Raw genomic sequence first — 16,838 nt, 5'->3', positions numbered from 1 at the left:
TAAAGTTTAGGAACGCTTATTTCCTTTGGAACTTTTAGCATCCATCGTGTTAAGGAAATCCTTTGTGGTTCGAACCACATACTTGACCTCATCAATCGATCTTTCCATGAGCGTGATTCTATGTAGATCAAGAAGCATCTGCTTGTCTTCGATGCCATCCTCGATGCCGAGCTTCTGGAAGTCAAACAGTTCACTAGGCATAATATCCAGCGCATGCATAAGAGATTCCAATGTCTTCAAGGTTACATTGACTTTCCCGGATTCAATATCGGATATCCGCGACTTGCTCATGCCCTCTTTTCCCGTTCTTTCTGCAACTTGCTCCTGGCTTAATCCTTTTGCGAGTCGAATCATTCTTAGCTGTTCGCCAACAAACTTAAGCAAATCTGACATGATGTTCACCTCAGTTTAGAGGTTATTGAATCGTAGAGGAAAATGAGATATCACTATAACATAACAAAAAGATAAATGTTATACTATAATGGAACTATTATATGGAAAATGATATGAATCATGGATAATTGCATTTCCGTAATCAGTTTAGTAATCGATGTGGAGGAAGAAAAAATGTCTGATTGGGTAAAAGATACCTTGCAGCAACGATTGGAATTCCTTAGGACACAAGTCGAGCTACTTCCGGAAATAACAATACTGCAGAATAAATTAGATGAATTGGAGCATTCGATTCAGCGCAAGTTAGGTCGAAGTGGGCGCAGCTTGCACAAGGAATGGATGCAAGTGCAGAACGAGATGGCTTCTATGCAAATGGGATGGATCTATGCAAAGGGTGTACAGGATGGATTGAAGATGCTCATCTTCTTGAACAAGTCAGAGGAAGAATTGGCGATGAGTAATAGCCATCTCCCAATGAACTAGCAAGAACAATGTCATCAGGTTAGACAAGCTCAGCAGTAGGAACTGTTGGGCTCTTTGTATTGGTTTCATTCATAGCCATATTGACGATGATAATCATTATCAATTATGATGAGAAGGAGGATAGATTCATAAAGATAGATTCATTATGCTCACCGATTTCTTCTATATAAAGTAGGAGGCAGTATGAAAACGATGAATAAACGGAATCATTCCAGCAGTCGTATTTCCTGGAATGAAGCGATCTATAAACTGCGTACAGCAGAATACCGCAAGGATGTACAGGGCTATCAATCCGCCCAACAGTGGACAAGTACACATCTGTTGATCATTACAACACAAGGGCATGGAACGGTACAGCTGGACAAGAAGGAATATTCTTTGTCTCGTGAAAGTGCGTATTGGTTCGCCCCTGCTCATACATTCGGCATGAAATCAGAAGCAGAAGATGGCATAGAGGCCTATCTTTTTTATTTCGATATGTATAGAGAAGCAGAGGAAGGAGCACTGCTTCATCCCTTGCATGATGAACGGGAAATCGAACACCAGGAGACAATTGCGGTGACTTCAGCAGGAGAACTGACACTTCTGTGCGATGCAGTCGTTCGCATGCATGGCAGCGAGAGTGCTCAGGAACGATTCCGTGCTCAATATGCCTTCCAGGAGCTTATCTATACGCTGCTGAATAAGAAGCCGAACCACACTGATCATGGAAGTTCTTCAATTGAGAGAGCGAAGGCATACATGGAATTGCACTACAGTGACAGCTTGTCGATCGAGCAATTGGGAGCCATTGCAGGAGTAAGTCCGAAGTATTTCGTCGATTTATTCAAAAAGACATTTGGCCTCAGCTCAAACGATTATTTGACAGAACTGCGAATGAATAAGGCGAAGCAATTCCTGAATCGATCTGATGTGAAGCTGCGAGATATTGCGCATCAGGTTGGATATCAGGATGAGTTTTATTTCAGCCGGAAGTTCAAGCAGATGGTTGGTGTTTCCCCTTCGGTTTATATGAAGAGCCGCAGGAAGAGAATTGCTGCATACGGAACTGGAGTAGCTGGCTATCTGCTGGCGCTCAATATTATTCCCTATGCTGCGCCCCTGCACCCGAAATGGACGAAATACTATTACGATCAATATCGCTATGATATTCCTGTTCATCTCAGTGCGTACCGTGTCAATGAGCACTGGGAAGCGAACATTATGAAGCTGCACGAGGCGGCGCCGGATGTAATTGTCAGCATAGATGGGCTTGCCGAGGAGGAGCAAGAGCAGCTTGGTCAGGCAGGGAATGTCTGTCAAGTTCCAAGTACGAGGAATTGGCGAGAGCAGCTAATGCATGCAGCGAAGCTGCTTGGGGAAGAGACGGAGGCTGCGAATTGGCTTGCTCAGTATGATCGCAGAGTGGATTGGGTAAGAGAACAACTTCCATCTGGCGTGAAGGATGAGACCTTCCTCTTCGTTAGAATTTTGAGAAAGCAGATCTATGCATATTGCAATCGTGGAATTGCAGAGGTTGTATTCGATAATCTGCAGCTCCAACAGGCATTCCAATGGCCAGAGCAAGTCTATAACATGGAGCTGTCATTGGAGCAGCTTGCCCTAATCAATCCAGATCGCCTGCTCGTCAACGTCTGCCAAGAGAGTGAGACGTTAGCCGCTTGGGAGCAGCTGCATGAAAGCTGGCGATGGCAGCAGCTTAGTGCTGTGCGTCGTCAACGTGTTCATCTGATACATACAGATCCTTGGGTCGAGTATTCTCCGATCGCGATGGAACGAATGATGGATACGATGCTTCAATTGCTATCTGGAAATTGTCCATAACAATTCAGGAATTTATCCATTGGAGATTCGGGGCAAACGTTCTATCATTTAATAGTGATAATCATTATCAATTGAAACGTTCGAAGGGAGTTCAGAAATAAATGAACAAATGGATGGCTAAGGGGTTATTATTGCTTTCACTTTCACTGGCTTTGACAGCATGCGGTGCTGGTGGCGCGAAAGAAGGCGCTGATGCGAAGAACGGTTCAGGCACGGAAACGACTGCACCTGCAGCGTCTAACACAGACAATAAAGATAAAGAGTCGGCACCATCCGGCGAAACAAAAACAATTACGTATTTGGATCAAACGTATACGATCCCTGCTAAAAAGGAAATTCGCATCGTAATTTCTGGTTCTATGGAGTCCATGGAAGATGCGGTTGTACTTGACGCGAAGCCCGTTGGTGCAATTAGTGTAAGCGGGCAGTTCCCTGACTTGTTCAAGAAAGCGACAACGGAAGCCGTATCGGTCGGAGAGAAGATGGAGCCGGATTACGAAGGCATCTTGAAGCTGAAGCCTGACGTCATCCTCGCTTCTACGAAGTTCAAGCCAGAGGCTATCGAGAACTTCAAAAAAATTACGACTACCATTCCGGTATCACACGTGTCTACGAACTGGGAAGCCAATCTGAAGCTCTTGGCAGAACTAACAGGCAAGGAGAAAGAAGCGGGAGAGGCTTTGAACAAGTATAAAGCCGACTTAGATGCGACGAAAGCGAAGTTCGGCGATAAGCTGAAGGACAAGAAGGTACTGGCGGTTCGTGTTCGTAAGGGCGATCTGGCGATCTACCCTGAGGGAGTCTTCTTTAATGCTTCCCTCTATAACGATTTGGGTCTGACGGCTCCCGCAGAAGTGAAAGCAGCGAAGGCGCAAGAATTGATCTCGCTGGAGAAATTCTCGGAAATCAATCCTGACTATCTGTTCGTTCAGTTCTCTCCAGATGAGAACAAGAATACACCGAAAGCACTGGAGGATTTGGAGAACAATCCAATCTGGAAGAGCGTTAATGCGGTGAAGAACGGCAAAGTGTTCGTCAATGTTGTGGATCCGCTCGCACAAGGCGGCACAGCGCTCAGCAAATTCTTGTTCCTTGAAGCAGCAGTAGATAAGCTGTCCCAATAATTCAGATGTTCAAATAATAAACAACAGGTTGGTACGATATGCATAATAAGAAGGCATTGGCGATTGCAATCATGATCTTGTCACCAATTGCCATGGTGGCGGTCATCGTATTATCCGTGCTCTATGGAGCCAAGAACATTGATGCGAATACCGTATGGAATGCTGTGTTCCACTTCAATCCGGACAATGTAGATCACCAAATTATTATGCACTCGCGCATGCCGAGGGCAATAGGGGCGCTCTTGATCGGGGCGTTCCTAGCCGTATCAGGAGCCATGATGCAGGGGATGACAAGAAACTATCTTGCATCCCCTTCTATTATGGGGGTATCTGATGGTTCGGCCTTCGTCATTACGCTGTGCACGATTTTGGTTCCTTCTGCGTCATCCATCGAAATGATTTTCTTTTCGTTATTAGGTTCATTGTTTGGCGTCGTTGTCGTGTGGGGATTGGCCTCCACAATTCCGGGTGGGTTGTCGCCAGTGAAGATGGCAATTGTCGGAACGGTTATCGGAACCCTGCTCAGCAGCATTTCATCTGCGATCGCCGTTTATTTTCAAATTTCGCAGAATATCAGCTTCTGGTATAACGCTAGGCTCCATCAATTGGATCTCCAGTTAATTAAGCTTGTTATTCCATTTGCTATTGTTGGATTTATTCTGGCGATGTCTGTCACCAGATCAATTACGACACTCTCGCTCGGCGAAGATGTTGCGGCTGGCTTGGGGCAGAAGACGTTTTTTGTAAAGCTGCTTGCAACCGCTTCAGTCGTCATTTTGACCGGTATTTCGGTAGCGCTGGCAGGCAAGATTGGCTTCGTTGGTTTAATTGTTCCTCATATTGCACGCATGCTGGTTGGACTCGATTACCGGTGGACGGTGCCTTGTGCAGGCTTGCTGGGGGCATTGTTCCTTGGCCTTGCTGATGTACTCAGCAGATTCATCAACCATCCATTCGAAACTCCAGTCGGTGTAGTAACAGCCTTAATTGGGGTTCCATTCTTCCTCTATCTCATTCGCAAAAAAGGAGGGGGAGGACGTGCATAGAGATTCATTGCTTCGTTGGTGGATTGTATTTGGCGTTGGGCTCGCATTGTTCTGTACGGCGGTCTATATAAGCGTTACAAATGGCGTCTTCGATATGACGGTGAAGGATGTCATCAATACCATCCTGGGCATTGATCCGCAGCCGGATCATGAGCTTGTTATCTTCGAGTTCAGACTGCCGCGCATAGTACTGTCTGCGATGGTAGGTTTGGGTCTGGGCATAGCAGGCGCTGTTATTCAAGGCATTACGCGAAATGGCCTTGCCGATCCAGGAATTTTGGGTATTAACTCTGGTGCCGGAGCTGCAGTCGTACTGTTTATGTTTTTCTTCCAAGGGAAGATCGTCGGCACAGATTGGTTTGCAGTAATGGCTATGCCTTTGTTTGGACTTGTTGGTGGCTTGCTGGCAGCTATCTTTATTTTTGCGTTCTCATGGCATCGAGGCAGGCTTGATCCGCAGCGTTTGATCTTAGTTGGTATTGCGGTAGCTTCTGGTCTCGGGGCATTGTCTATGTATATTTCATTGAAGATGAATCCGCAGGACTTCGAGATGGCAACGGTGTGGATGTCAGGCAGCGTGTGGAATGCGAACTGGCATTACGTTGTGGCCGCATTGCCATGGCTCATCATTTGCGTCCCATTCATTTGGTTCAAGTCACGGAAGCTGGACTTGCTGCAATTCGAGCGAGACAGTGCGATGAGTCTTGGCGTGGCAGTCAATCGGGAGACAAATTTACTGCTCATAGCCAGCATTGGTCTTGTCAGTGCTTGTGTATCCGTATCCGGCAGCATTGGCTTCGTCGGCTTGATCGCACCGCATATTGCACGGAAGCTGGTCGGTGTGAGTCATCATCGCATGCTACCCGTGTGCGGAATAATCGGGATGGTTATCGTTGTCATCTCCGATTATATCGGCAGAACGATTTTTGCGCCGATATCATTGCCGGCAGGTGTCGTTGTGGCGCTGCTCGGCGTTCCGTATTTTATCTACTTGCTCTATCGAGCTCCGAAATAGGTCCGATGTTCGAAAGACATAACATTGACATCGGCAGAGTCATCGGAATTCATTCCGCACAATAGGGGGAGGAACCAGCATGAAAATAGCAGAACAACCGATTACGCTGCCGCGTTCTACGGTTTACAATATGGGTTCCACGCATACGAACCGAGATTATCGAATTAGTGTTAGTGTTCCCGAGGGCGAAGCTCCTTCGGAGGGGTACCCGGTTCTGTATGTGCTCGACGGCAACGCGTTATTTCCTCTTTGCGCGGAGTCGGCTCGTGTGTTGAAGGGGCGAGGCATTCGCGGCTTCGGCCCTCTGGTTGTTGTAGGGATTGGTTATTTGACGGAAGGAAACTTTCCTGCGGATCGCTTCTATGAACTGACACCTCCAACGGATCGTGCATCCTTGCCGCCAAGACCAGGCGGGGAGGAATGGCCGCCAACTGGAGGCGGCGACAACTTCCTTCGCTTCATCGAGGAAGAGCTGAAGCCAGCAATCGAAGAGGCGTATCCGATAGATCGTTCGAAGCAGGCTTTGTTCGGTCATTCACTCGGTGGCTTATTCACGCTGAATACGATGTTCACGAAGCCAGATCTGTTCCAGACTTATATTGCGGGCAGCCCCTCTATTTGGTGGAGCAATCGCTGCGTGCTGGAGGCGGAGCTGGCATTTACAGCGAACCGTACTGTAGAGCCTGATCCAACCCCTGTGCGGCTGCTCATGACCGTTGGGGAAGAGGAAGCCTCACATCCGAATCGGATGCTTCATAATGCGGAGGAGATGTACCAGCGCTTGAAGCAGCTGGAGGAGAACGGCTTATCCGTAGATTTTCACGTCTTTCCCGGCGAAGGGCACTTATCGGTGCTTCCCGGCTTGATCGGACGCGCAATCCGATTCGCGCTTCATAAATAAGAAGTAACAAGCAGCCTGCTGACCTATTTCAGCAGGCTGCTTATTTGTTTGCGGATCGGCCCGCCTATGTTTGCATGTTTTAACGTGACATATATGACATTTATCATGTCCCTTATCTGACGTTTATGACTACTGCGGATGACACGGATTCTCTATACTTAAGATAATTAAGTATGGGTTCATGCGATATCACCTATGTTCGTTAACAATTTAGGGGGAACTGACACGATGGCCGATTCGAAGCTTACTAGCTTGAAGAAGGAAGTAGCGCCTTATGAACAGATCGATATGCGATCGAGCATTCGACAAATATGCAATACGATTTTACCGCTTTTGGTTCTGTGGTATGCCGCTTATGCGAGTCTTACGGTATCCTATTGGCTATCTCTCGTGTTCATGGTCATGGCGTCCGGCTTCGTCATTCGGACATTTATTATATTTCATGACTGCTGTCACCAATCCTTTTTTAAGAGCCGGAAGGCAAACGATATTCTGGGAACGATTACAGGGGTGATCACCCTTGTACCGTACCAGCAATGGAAGAACAGTCACTCGATCCATCATGCCACAAGCAGTAACCTAGACAAGCGGGGAATTGGCGACATGTGGGTGCTGACGGTTGAGGAATACGAGGAGGCTTCCTGGTGGACGCGTCTAGCTTATCGTGTATACCGCAATCCAGTGGTCATGCTCTGTATCGGGCCGATCGCCATCTTCCTGATTGCGTATCGCTTCAATGTTAAAGGTGCGAAGCGGAAGGAACGAGTGAATACGCACATTACGAATATTGGAATTGTAGTGTTATATGCATTGCTGTGTTGGGCCATAGGTTGGCAGGCATTTCTGATGATCCAAGGGCCAATCTTCTTATTGTCGGGCATGCTTGGCATCTGGCTGTTCTATGTGCAGCATCAATTCGAGGAGACGTACTTCGAGCATGAAGATGAATGGAGCTACGTGAAGGCGGCGGTAGAAGGAAGCTCCTATTACAAGCTGCCGAAGTTGCTGCAGTGGATTACCGGCAATATCGGCTTCCATCATGTGCATCATCTTAGTCCGAAGGTGCCGAACTACAATTTGGAGAAGGCGCATGATGCGTCCATTCCGCTGCAGAAGGCAACGACGATCACCTTGCGTACGAGCCTGAAATCGCTCCGATTCCGACTATGGGATGAAGAGAGAAAGGTATTTGTTAGCTTCAAGGAACACAAGCAGATGCTGCTGCAGAAGTCAGGCCGCATTAGAAGCTCTATCAAGCCGCCAAGAGCGGGGATTCAAGGGGAATAATGAGCACGGCTTGGCATCATTATGGTAAGATACAATTAAATATGGCAAGAGGATGGAGGAAGACAATCATGCAGAAGTGGTATCACATATTTCACAGGAGTACGGGATTGAGCCCGTACGTGTGGGTTGTCTTTTATATCCTTCCTTTTTACTTTATATTTCGGGCCTCTTCGCCATACGAAGTTGGTATTGGCGTAGTCATGATACTGGCGTTTTTCGGCTGCTATGTGTTGTCGTTTGTATCGAAGGGATGGTGGGTCTACTTTTGGACCTCCTTCCAAGTGATTATTTCCATTACAATGACGGTACTGTTCGGATATGTATACTTTGCATTGTTTCTGGCGTTCTTTATCGGTAATATTCAGCACAAAATCGGCTTTATTACGTTATATACCATCCACTTGATTAGTACGATTGTGACGATCAACTATGGATTTGTAACGAAGAATCCGGTGCTCATCACGCAGCTGCCATTCGTTCTTGTCAGCATGATCGGAGTTATCCTGCTCCCAGTAACGACTTATAATCGCAACAAGCGAGATAAGCTGCAAGGAGAGCTGGAGGATGCCAACAAGCGGATTGCGGATCTGGTGAAGCTGCAGGAGCGACACCGCATTGCCCGTGATTTGCATGATACGCTTGGTCAGAAGCTGTCGCTCATCGGCCTGAAGAGTGATCTTGCAGGCAAGCTAATTCATAAGAATCCCGGTCGTGCCCAAGCAGAAATCAATGATGTGCGGCAGACAGCGAGAACGGCCTTGAAGGAAGTGCGGGAATTGGTGACGCAAATGCGGGGGACGCGGCTGGAGGATGAGCTGTTCCGTATTAAGCAAATTTTGAAGGCGGCTCAAATTGAGTTTAGCCTAGAAGGCGGCAAGCCTGCGAATATCTCGCTTCTTTATGAAAATGTACTCAGTATGTGCTTGAAAGAAGCGGTTACAAACATTGTGAAGCATAGCAATGCGACGTCCTGTTCGATTCAATTTGAATCTTCGCAAGCAGAACTTAAGGTTAAGGTGCAGGATAATGGTGTTGGAATGGATACCAGCCTTCAGTCGACAGGCAATGGCTTGCTTGGAATGAAGGAACGGCTTGAGTTCATTAACGCAAGTATGGACATTGTATGTGATCAAGGTACGGCCATCATCATACAAGTGCCGATCGTGACGAAGCAGCCTATTAAGGAGGTGGGGACGTGATACGTATTGTCATTGCGGAAGATCAGCGGATGCTGCTTGGAGCGCTAGCGTCTCTGCTGGATTTGGAAGAGGATATGAGTGTTGTCGGGCGGGCAAGGAATGGGGATGAGGCTGTGAAGCTCGTTCATGAGCACAATCCAGATATATGCCTGATGGATATCGAGATGCCAGGGAAGACCGGGTTGGATGCCGCTGAGGAACTGAAGGGCGCAGGCTGCAAGGTCGTGATCCTGACGACCTTTGCCCGTCCGGGATATTTCGAGAGAGCCGTGAAGGCAGGCGCGAATGGATATCTGCTCAAGGACAGCCCGAGCGAGGAACTGGCAGATGCAATCCGCAGCATTATGGCAGGCAGACGGATCTACGCTTCTGAACTGGTAGATGAAGCATACTCGGAAGAGAATCCGCTGACAGAGCGGGAGAAGGAAGTGCTTTGTCTGATTGCAGACGGCAAGAATACGAAGGAAATTGCCTCAGAGCTGTATATCACGACAGGAACCGTGCGCAACTATATTTCAGTTATTCTCGACAAGCTTAATGTGGGCAATCGCATTGAGGCGATTACGCGGTTTAAGGAGAAGGGCTGGTTCAAGTAAGGCTGAATATCGATAGAAATGGAGGAGTGCGCTCAATGCGCGACTCCTTTTTTTGTGAAACCATTGCATGACCTAAATAGTCTAATGATGGTGAATATTCGATTAAGGAGTGATTGGCAATGACAGTTACAAATCATACAACAGCAATTCCGAAATTAGGTGTAGGAGCGGTAATTCGCAATCAAAATGATGAAATTCTGTTGGTCAAGCGCAACCGGAACCCGGAACAAGGAACATGGAGCATTCCTGGCGGCAAGCTGGATATGTACGAATCATTAGAGGAATGCGTTATCCGTGAGGTGAAGGAGGAAGTTAACCTGGATATAACGGTGACCCAATTGCTATGTATAGCGGAAACGATCCGTCCCGAAAATGATGAACACTGGGTGTCCCTCATCTACGATACAACAGTACAGGGAGGAGAAGCACGCAATAATGAGGCAGACGGAGCAATTGGGGATATGCGTTGGTTTTCCCTGGACAAGCTGCCCGAGCAATTGGCCTGCTTTACGAAGCCTGCAATAGATCGAATATTGGGAAAAGCTTGAGGCTTGAATCTAGTTTGGTTTAAGTGGAACGTGTGGAAATGAGCGGGGTGCAACATTTTCCGGGAAATAATGTGGCAGAGCGACAAAACCGAACAAAACTACTTTCAGCAACAGGGTTCTTGTATTCTGCTATTCCTCAAAATTACTGAGATGAAAAAGATATCGCAAGATGTTAGTTGATGGGGTTGAACAAAATAAACCATTAGAGGGGGAAGACGTAATGCTTGCTTCGGATGGTCAGGTATCGATTAGAAAAATGTCTTATGCTGATGAAGACTTTGTTTTGTTATATAAATGGCTGAATGATAAAAAAATCCTAAGTTTTATTGAAGGACCAAGGACCAGATTTACATGGGAACAGATTATAGGAAAATATGGGCCACGGGCAAGAGGAGAGCATTATGTCACCCCGTGTATTATTGAATTTAATAATGCTTCTATAGGATATTTACAGTTCTATCCGTTACAACAGGATGAAATTCATGAATATGGAGCAAAGCTTGATCAACCGCAATTCGGACTAGATATATTTATAGGAGAGACTGATTTTTGGGATAAGGGAATCGGAACTCTGGCATTGAAACTTATCATTCGGTATTTATTTACCGAGCGAGAAGTTGAGGATATTTACATAGATCCACAAATCGTGAATGTCAGAGCAATCAAGAGTTATGAAAAATGTGGATTTAACAAGATAAAAGTACTACATGAAAGAGAATTGTTTGATGGAGAATATAAAGATACCCAACTAATGAGGATAACATTAGAGGAATTTATGATGCAAAATGATTGAACTAATGGCTGTATTCATTCAATGAACCAGCGGCAGTGTACTATTTTACAACACAAAGCTGCCGCTGGTTTTATAGAGTCGACCTATTACTTTTTTGGAACGATTAACTGAAGCCCCTGCTCCCTTACATACTTGATACATATCCGTTTTCACTAGACCAAGCGAATTTTATTCAAAACAATTTTTCACTCGAAGAACATGCTGCTTTGCTCCTCATCTGCAATCGCTTGAATTTCCTCTCCTCCGATATTGATATAGATATAGCCTTCTTCTTCTTGCTTCTTCAAGGCGCGTTCCTTCGTAAACTTCGGACTTGCCTCTCCCGAATCCTCATCATAGACGAGCAGAATGCCATCTGTCTTGCGGAACAGCAGCTCGTCCCTTGCGATGAACTGCCATTTGCCACTGTAGGGAGCATTACTCACCGTGCCATAGTAATCGATTCCGCGCATAATTTCTTCGAAATAGGTTTGCTTCTCCTCGCTCCACTGTGCTTCAGGATTGGCGTACGCCGTAATAATGGAGCATTTCAACTGCGGATATTGTTGTTTCAGCGAGATAGCAGCTTCGCAAGCCCATAAATCGACTCCATACTGGCCAGGTGTGATGACCCATTCTAATCCTTCTTCAATTAGCGGAATAAGGCGAGATTCTATGGCTTTGCGTATATAGGGAACTCCCTGATGTTTATTGTTATAAATGCCGAGTTCGTGAGCTCGGTAGCCGGTAACGAGTAGATTTTTCAATGTATGATTCCTCCGAGAATGTATCTATGTATATGATTATAAACGGTAGAACTAAAAATGATAAATATACAGAGAGTGGGACTAAATAGCTAGTTATTCATCAATTTGACACATGTTTTAGTTCTAAAATCCCTGTTACAGAGACGTATGAATTGGTTAATATGAGTAAGTATACTAACATTTAGGGGGAAAAAGTTTTGAAAAAATGGGTTGCACTATTGTTGGGGGCAATATTAGTAGTAAGCATGACGGCTTGTGGAGATAAAAAAGACGCTGCTGGAGCAAACAGCTCTTCTACAGCACAGACGACAACTGAGACAGAGAAAAAGGATGCTCAGGTTCCATCTGTCGATGAACTTATTCAAAAATCAATTGATGCAAGCAAGTCGCTGAAGGGTTTCTCCTCGGAAGGGCAAGTGAAGCAGGATATTACGATTAGCCAAGGAGATCAGAAGCAAGAGCAAAATACAGATATTAAGGTGAAAAGCGACATTACGAAGAACCCGTTTAACCTGCATCAAGAAATGACGATGTCCGTAGGTGGACAAGAACAAAAGATTGTTCAGTACATTACGAAGGACGGCATCTATTCGCAAATGAACGAGCAATGGACGAAAGCTGCTGACGTGAAGGCTGAAGTCCTGGAGGGTGCCGAAAAAGGAGTAAGTCCGGAGCGGTTTTTGGAGCAATTTAAGACGATTGCAAAAGATACTAAGGTTTCCGAAGAAGGAACTAACTATATCTTAACGGCAGACTTGTCCGGCGACGGCTTTAAAGAATTGGCGAAGGCGCTGAGCCAATCCGGCTCTGGTAGCAATCCGCAAATGGAAGCAATGCTTGAAGACATGAAAATTAATAGCATTAAGATGAAGTTTGGCGTCAACAAGGAGTCGTACCAGCCAACAATTTCCGATATCGACATGTCTATGGAAGCAGAAGAGCAAGGTCAGAAAGTTGAACTCAAAATGGTTATGACAAGCACATTCTCGAAGCATAACGAGATTGGCGAAATCAAGGTGCCACAAGAAGTATTGGACAGCGCTAAGTAATCGCAATGTATAGCCTAGACCGTCGAATCTACGGATTTGGCGGTTTTTTTATGGCATTAATAGTTCTATTCTACTAATTTCTGTTTCGGAATAGGGCTACGTTCACTTTGTCTGTCTATCGATATTGGTTACTATGAGGGAGCATACTAATTTTGGGAGGCAGACGGTTTTGAAGAAGTGGACGGCAGCACTCGTAGCGATCATGGTAGTACTAGGCATTACAGCATGCGGCAACTCAACACCTACGGCAGGAGAATTGATTCAAAAGGCTACGGATGCGGGTAAAACATTGACGAGCTATTCAATGGATGTCCATGTTGAGCAAGTGAATGGGATTCAAGGCGACAGCAGCAAAGAAGAAAAATCGGATATTAAAATCAAAACTGACTTTACAAAGGAACCGCTTGGTTTCTATCAAGATACGTCAATTGTGTCAGACCAAACGAACCAAACGATTAAACAATACTTCACCAAAGAAGGAGCATACTCTCAGGTCAATGGCGAATGGGCGAAAGTTCCGGATGAGTTGAAGAGCCAGTGGGAAATGAACATTAAAAGCCAAATGAGTTTGACGCAAAATCTCGATAAATTCAAGCCGTTAGAGAAAGATTCGAAGATTACCGTGGAAGGTAACGAATACATCATGACTACGGATATGTCTGGCGATAAAGGCAAGGAGTTGGCGAAGACGCTGTTGTCCGAGTCATCTGGTGAAGAAGCTGCGGAAGCGCTTGGCAAGATGAATGTTAAGACGCTTACCATGACATATGGCGTGAATAAGGAAACCTACTTCCCGACGAAGAGCGGCTTTACACTTGTGCTCGAAGGGGAAGAGAACGGACAGAAGATTTCGATCAGCATGAAGGTGACGAGCACGATTACGAAGCATAACGAAGTGGCCGAAATCAAAGTGCCGATGGACGTAATCGACAACGCTCAATAGGATACGATCTCGATTGTCGATGAAGAAAGAAAATAAAGTGATAGACTGAGAAAATATACACCCCGTAAAAGGAAAAAAAGAAGCAGAGATCCTATGTGTTAATCTAGGATCTCTGCTTTTTGTGTCATGATGAATATCTTATTGCTCGTGTATCACGCGGTACAAAACGAGTGCCGCCTGCGCTCGAGTGAGCGTTCCCGCCGGATCAAGTTTGTTATCGGTGGTTCCTTTGATAAGTCCTTTGCTCACTGCGTACACAACGGCTGTCTTTGCATCCTGTGAGATGAGTGCTTCATCCTTAAATCCAAGCGAAGCGCTTGAATGGGACAGATCAATTTTCAATGCCCGCGTAAGCATCACTACCATTTTTTCGCGAGTAATCGGTTTACGTGCCCCAGGCTCTGCAATCCGCTGTTCCCAAGTCTTTCCGTTATTCGTCAAGCGATCAAGCAAGGTGGCGAACTCCGCTTGGGTAATAACGTCGTTCGGCTTGAATGTGTGTATGCTGTCTTTGCCGCACAACAGTCCGTGAGCTGCAATGACTTCAATTTCATCCTTTGCCCAATGTGCAGTAAGATCATTGAAGGATCTTGCATGCTCTGCAATCGTGTAGGTGCCGAACTGCGTGACCTGGAAGGATATATGCTTCTTATCAGCTGCCTTCATTCCGGCCAGTTTATAGCTCCAAGCATTTGTTGTTACGCCTTGAGCTTCTGCGTACACGCCTGCCTTACGAATATCCTTTGTAGCTTCCATCAGCTTCAAGGAGATTTCCAACAGGATATTCTTTGCTTCTTGCGGCCCACGGATCGTGATCATCGGAGACGTAAAGGTCGTCTCGCCATGATGCTTGCTAAATCCTTTGTCCTTATGCTCTGCAAGAGACACCACAAGCTCGAGTCCGCTCGTTCCGATGAGTTCCACAATAGACTTGTTCGGAATGGTAATATCGAATTCGGCTGTAGACAGAAGCAAATCCTTGCCTGATTCCTGCAGCAGTTTGGCGGCCGATTTGTCCAGCGTGAAGGAGACTTCATTGTAATCCTTCATGCTTACATCGCTAATATCGGGTTGAACCTGCTTGGCATTTTTGTCCTGCAGCTGTTTTTTTACGGTATTCGCATTTATCTTGAACTCCGCATTCACTGCATGCTCCTTCATCGTCTCTGCCAATAATCCTGCCTTCATCGTCTTACCGGCTGGAATTGTTCCCACAGAAGTCGAAGGTGTAGAACTACTAGAACCTCTAGAGCCTTCAGATGAGGAAGACGAAATAGGCAACTCTGGCTTCGGATTCGGAACAGACGGCTTGATGACATCAACGGTAGACGAGTGAATGTAACCGATTCGGATCCGTTCATTGTTTGCGTTGAACAGATTCGCATTTACAAGATTGAAGGTATATTTCCCTTCTTGGTCGCTCAAGAAAGCGATGGTTGCTATGTCGCCGTCTCCTTCATAAGCGCCTCCGTTGAGATTTACGGAGTAATCCAATTGCTTCTGGCCATTAGGTAAATCGGTTATGTTCTTTGTCGTGATAAGTGGGACATCTGGATAGTTCAACTTTTGATAGGTAGCCATCGTAACGCTTGGCTTTATATCTAAGAGAGTCAAGCGGCTGTCATAAGTAAGACTGAATGAAGCTGAATATACTGCTTTCGACACAGAATATTCGACCTTTACATCGAATGGATCTCCTGTCAGAACCTTAGATTTGCTGAGGCTAGGAGATACAACATCGGGATCGGGCTTTTTATCGTCGACGGAATTCTGCGTGACGAAGTTCTGTGTGTAATATACATTTGAATTCCCCCCGAAGTACACACCCACCCCTAGATGAGAAAAGTCTCCCAAAATATTCGAACGATGTCCTTTCGAGTTCATCCAGTTCTCGTGAACGAAGATGGCACTCGACTGTCCAGCAGCAATGTTTTCCCCTGCCTTTTGGTATACGATTCCGTCCGCCTTCAGCCGATCGAACGGGGATTTGCCGTCTGGATTGTTATGATCGAAGAAGCTTCTCAGCCCCATATCGTCGCTATGCTTGCGAGCAGTTCCCGCAGCCTTTTCATTCCACTTCAATGGCTTCATGCCCTCGCGGACACGCACAGCATTAGCCAAATCGAGGATTTGTTGCTCAAAGCTTGTCTGCAATCGCTTGCTAGGCGTGCCAAAGTACCCCTTGAACGCCAGTTCCACATCCTGGGCAATAAATTGGACAGCCGTCACCGTATTCCCTTGATGGAGATCATAGAACACGGTTGCATACATACCGCCGACCTTGTACAGGCTATATTGTCCGCTGTTGTCCATATTGTAAATCGTATTGCCTTTCCTAATTTGACTGAGGGAAGATCCGAAGGCTGCCTCTACCTCCTGCTTGGTTGAACCGAATCCAATGCTTCCATAAGAATCATTCGCATTCGTATAGAGTGCAACGACCTTGTGATCCTGAACACCAACTTGTAAGTAATGTTTATAATCCTGATTGTAAATATACCACTCGAAGCCATATTCACTTAGATCCTTGCGAACCGGCAGTCCGATTTTTTGGAATAGTTGATCCTCGCTCATTCCTATGGTGATACCTTGCATTTGGTTTGCCCCTGCCTGCGGAGCATTGTTCGTTTTCGTGACAGTAATCTTACTACCGACCGGCTTATCCGCTGCATAAAGGGTCGGCTGATAGATAAGCATCCCGGCTAACAGCGCAGCGCTAGCTGTAATCGTCATATGCCGTATTCTTCTTGCTTTAATGTGTTTATGCTGTTCTTGGTACATTGCGTTGTTGGTTGCTGTACAACATGGCCGCATCATTTCATCTCCTATTCTTTTACATTCTGCGATCAAATGAGATGAACACCGGGGACGCTTTACAATAGCACAAAAAA

At 46.0% G+C, this 16,838-nt stretch carries 16 protein-coding genes; 13 read left to right on the top strand and 3 right to left on the bottom strand.

Annotated elements, in window-relative coordinates; genetic code table 11:
- Window positions 1-6: 6 nt before the first annotated feature.
- Complete coding sequence (locus tag ABN764_RS19355) at window positions 7-393, bottom strand: helix-turn-helix domain-containing protein (RefSeq protein WP_021261022.1); 387 nt, start codon at window positions 391-393, stop codon at window positions 7-9.
- Window positions 394-567: 174 nt separating this feature from the next.
- On the opposite strand from ABN764_RS19355, the gene ABN764_RS19350 reads away from it, so the two are divergent.
- From ABN764_RS19350 to ABN764_RS19300, 11 genes are all read left to right on the top strand, one after another.
- Window positions 568-876, top strand: a complete 309-nt coding sequence (locus ABN764_RS19350; RefSeq protein ID WP_174811436.1) for a hypothetical protein — start codon at window positions 568-570, stop codon at window positions 874-876.
- A gap of 192 nt (window positions 877-1,068) precedes the next feature.
- Entirely contained in the window at window positions 1,069-2,700 is a 1,632-nt protein-coding gene (locus ABN764_RS19345; RefSeq protein WP_446672784.1) for an ABC transporter substrate-binding protein, read from the top strand.
- Between the two features lie 101 nt (window positions 2,701-2,801).
- Window positions 2,802-3,824 carry an ABC transporter substrate-binding protein gene (locus ABN764_RS19340; protein WP_446672783.1) on the top strand — a complete coding sequence of 341 codons (1,023 nt, stop codon included), beginning with the start codon at window positions 2,802-2,804 and terminating at the stop codon, window positions 3,822-3,824.
- 38 nt (window positions 3,825-3,862) lie between these two features.
- Window positions 3,863-4,870 carry a FecCD family ABC transporter permease gene (locus tag ABN764_RS19335; RefSeq protein WP_446672782.1) on the top strand — a complete coding sequence of 336 codons (1,008 nt, stop codon included), beginning with the start codon at window positions 3,863-3,865 and terminating at the stop codon, window positions 4,868-4,870.
- Window positions 4,863-5,885, top strand: a complete 1,023-nt coding sequence (locus tag ABN764_RS19330) for a FecCD family ABC transporter permease (RefSeq protein WP_446672781.1) — start codon at window positions 4,863-4,865, stop codon at window positions 5,883-5,885. The genes ABN764_RS19335 and ABN764_RS19330 overlap by 8 nt, the downstream gene beginning before the upstream one ends.
- 79 nt (window positions 5,886-5,964) lie before the next feature.
- Entirely contained in the window at window positions 5,965-6,786 is an 822-nt protein-coding gene (locus ABN764_RS19325) for an alpha/beta hydrolase (protein WP_446672780.1), read from the top strand.
- Window positions 6,787-7,014: 228 nt separating this feature from the next.
- Window positions 7,015-8,073, top strand: coding sequence for a Delta(5) desaturase DesA (desA, locus tag ABN764_RS19320; protein WP_174810740.1), 1,059 nt, complete (start codon window positions 7,015-7,017; stop codon window positions 8,071-8,073).
- A 68-nt stretch (window positions 8,074-8,141) separates the two neighbouring features.
- Window positions 8,142-9,272: a sensor histidine kinase gene (locus ABN764_RS19315; RefSeq protein ID WP_065291312.1), complete on the top strand. Its 1,131-nt coding sequence runs from the start codon at window positions 8,142-8,144 to the stop codon at window positions 9,270-9,272.
- Window positions 9,269-9,868 (top strand): response regulator, encoded by a 600-nt coding sequence (locus ABN764_RS19310; RefSeq protein ID WP_446672779.1) that lies wholly within the window; start codon window positions 9,269-9,271, stop codon window positions 9,866-9,868. The genes ABN764_RS19315 and ABN764_RS19310 overlap by 4 nt, the downstream gene beginning before the upstream one ends.
- 119 nt (window positions 9,869-9,987) lie before the next feature.
- Window positions 9,988-10,416 carry an NUDIX domain-containing protein gene (locus tag ABN764_RS19305; RefSeq protein ID WP_446672778.1) on the top strand — a complete coding sequence of 143 codons (429 nt, stop codon included), beginning with the start codon at window positions 9,988-9,990 and terminating at the stop codon, window positions 10,414-10,416.
- 169 nt (window positions 10,417-10,585) lie between these two features.
- Complete coding sequence (locus ABN764_RS19300) at window positions 10,586-11,209, top strand: GNAT family N-acetyltransferase (protein ID WP_446672777.1); 624 nt, start codon at window positions 10,586-10,588, stop codon at window positions 11,207-11,209.
- Between the two features lie 185 nt (window positions 11,210-11,394).
- Here ABN764_RS19300 and ABN764_RS19295 read toward each other — a convergent pair whose 3' ends face one another.
- Entirely contained in the window at window positions 11,395-11,955 is a 561-nt protein-coding gene (locus ABN764_RS19295) for an SLOG family protein (RefSeq protein ID WP_446672776.1), read from the bottom strand.
- Between the two features lie 197 nt (window positions 11,956-12,152).
- Here ABN764_RS19295 and ABN764_RS19290 point away from each other — a divergent pair, with 197 nt between their 5' ends.
- A complete protein-coding gene (locus ABN764_RS19290) occupies window positions 12,153-13,004 on the top strand; it encodes a DUF6612 family protein (RefSeq protein ID WP_174809812.1) in 852 nt (283 codons plus the stop codon).
- A 169-nt stretch (window positions 13,005-13,173) separates the two neighbouring features.
- Window positions 13,174-13,947 (top strand): DUF6612 family protein, encoded by a 774-nt coding sequence (locus ABN764_RS19285; RefSeq protein ID WP_174809813.1) that lies wholly within the window; start codon window positions 13,174-13,176, stop codon window positions 13,945-13,947.
- A 138-nt stretch (window positions 13,948-14,085) separates the two neighbouring features.
- Here the strand turns inward: ABN764_RS19285 and ABN764_RS19280 are convergent, their stop codons facing one another.
- The gene (locus tag ABN764_RS19280) at window positions 14,086-16,680 is read right to left on the bottom strand and encodes a CAP-associated domain-containing protein (RefSeq protein WP_446672775.1); all 2,595 of its coding nucleotides are present in this window, start codon (window positions 16,678-16,680) and stop codon (window positions 14,086-14,088) included.
- Between the last annotated feature and the right edge of the window lie 158 nt (window positions 16,681-16,838).

The sequence above is a fragment of the Paenibacillus wuxiensis genome, assembly GCF_040195695.1.
Taxonomy (GTDB): Bacteria; Bacillota; Bacilli; order Paenibacillales; family Paenibacillaceae; genus Paenibacillus_B; species Paenibacillus_B suaedae.
Note: the sequence above shows the minus strand (reverse complement) of the source record. Positions and strands in the feature narration are given on the sequence as shown.

Coding starts and splice junctions, on each gene's coding strand:
- ABN764_RS19355 (WP_021261022.1), bottom strand. CDS start 393: ATGTCAGATTTGCTTAAGTTTGTTGGCGAACAGCTAAGAATGATTCGA.
- ABN764_RS19350 (WP_174811436.1), top strand. CDS start 568: ATGTCTGATTGGGTAAAAGATACCTTGCAGCAACGATTGGAATTCCTT.
- ABN764_RS19345 (WP_446672784.1), top strand. CDS start 1,069: ATGAATAAACGGAATCATTCCAGCAGTCGTATTTCCTGGAATGAAGCG.
- ABN764_RS19340 (WP_446672783.1), top strand. CDS start 2,802: ATGAACAAATGGATGGCTAAGGGGTTATTATTGCTTTCACTTTCACTG.
- ABN764_RS19335 (WP_446672782.1), top strand. CDS start 3,863: ATGCATAATAAGAAGGCATTGGCGATTGCAATCATGATCTTGTCACCA.
- ABN764_RS19325 (WP_446672780.1), top strand. CDS start 5,965: ATGAAAATAGCAGAACAACCGATTACGCTGCCGCGTTCTACGGTTTAC.
- desA (WP_174810740.1), top strand. CDS start 7,015: ATGGCCGATTCGAAGCTTACTAGCTTGAAGAAGGAAGTAGCGCCTTAT.
- ABN764_RS19315 (WP_065291312.1), top strand. CDS start 8,142: ATGCAGAAGTGGTATCACATATTTCACAGGAGTACGGGATTGAGCCCG.
- ABN764_RS19305 (WP_446672778.1), top strand. CDS start 9,988: ATGACAGTTACAAATCATACAACAGCAATTCCGAAATTAGGTGTAGGA.
- ABN764_RS19300 (WP_446672777.1), top strand. CDS start 10,586: ATGTTAGTTGATGGGGTTGAACAAAATAAACCATTAGAGGGGGAAGAC.
- ABN764_RS19280 (WP_446672775.1), bottom strand. CDS start 16,680: ATGACGATTACAGCTAGCGCTGCGCTGTTAGCCGGGATGCTTATCTAT.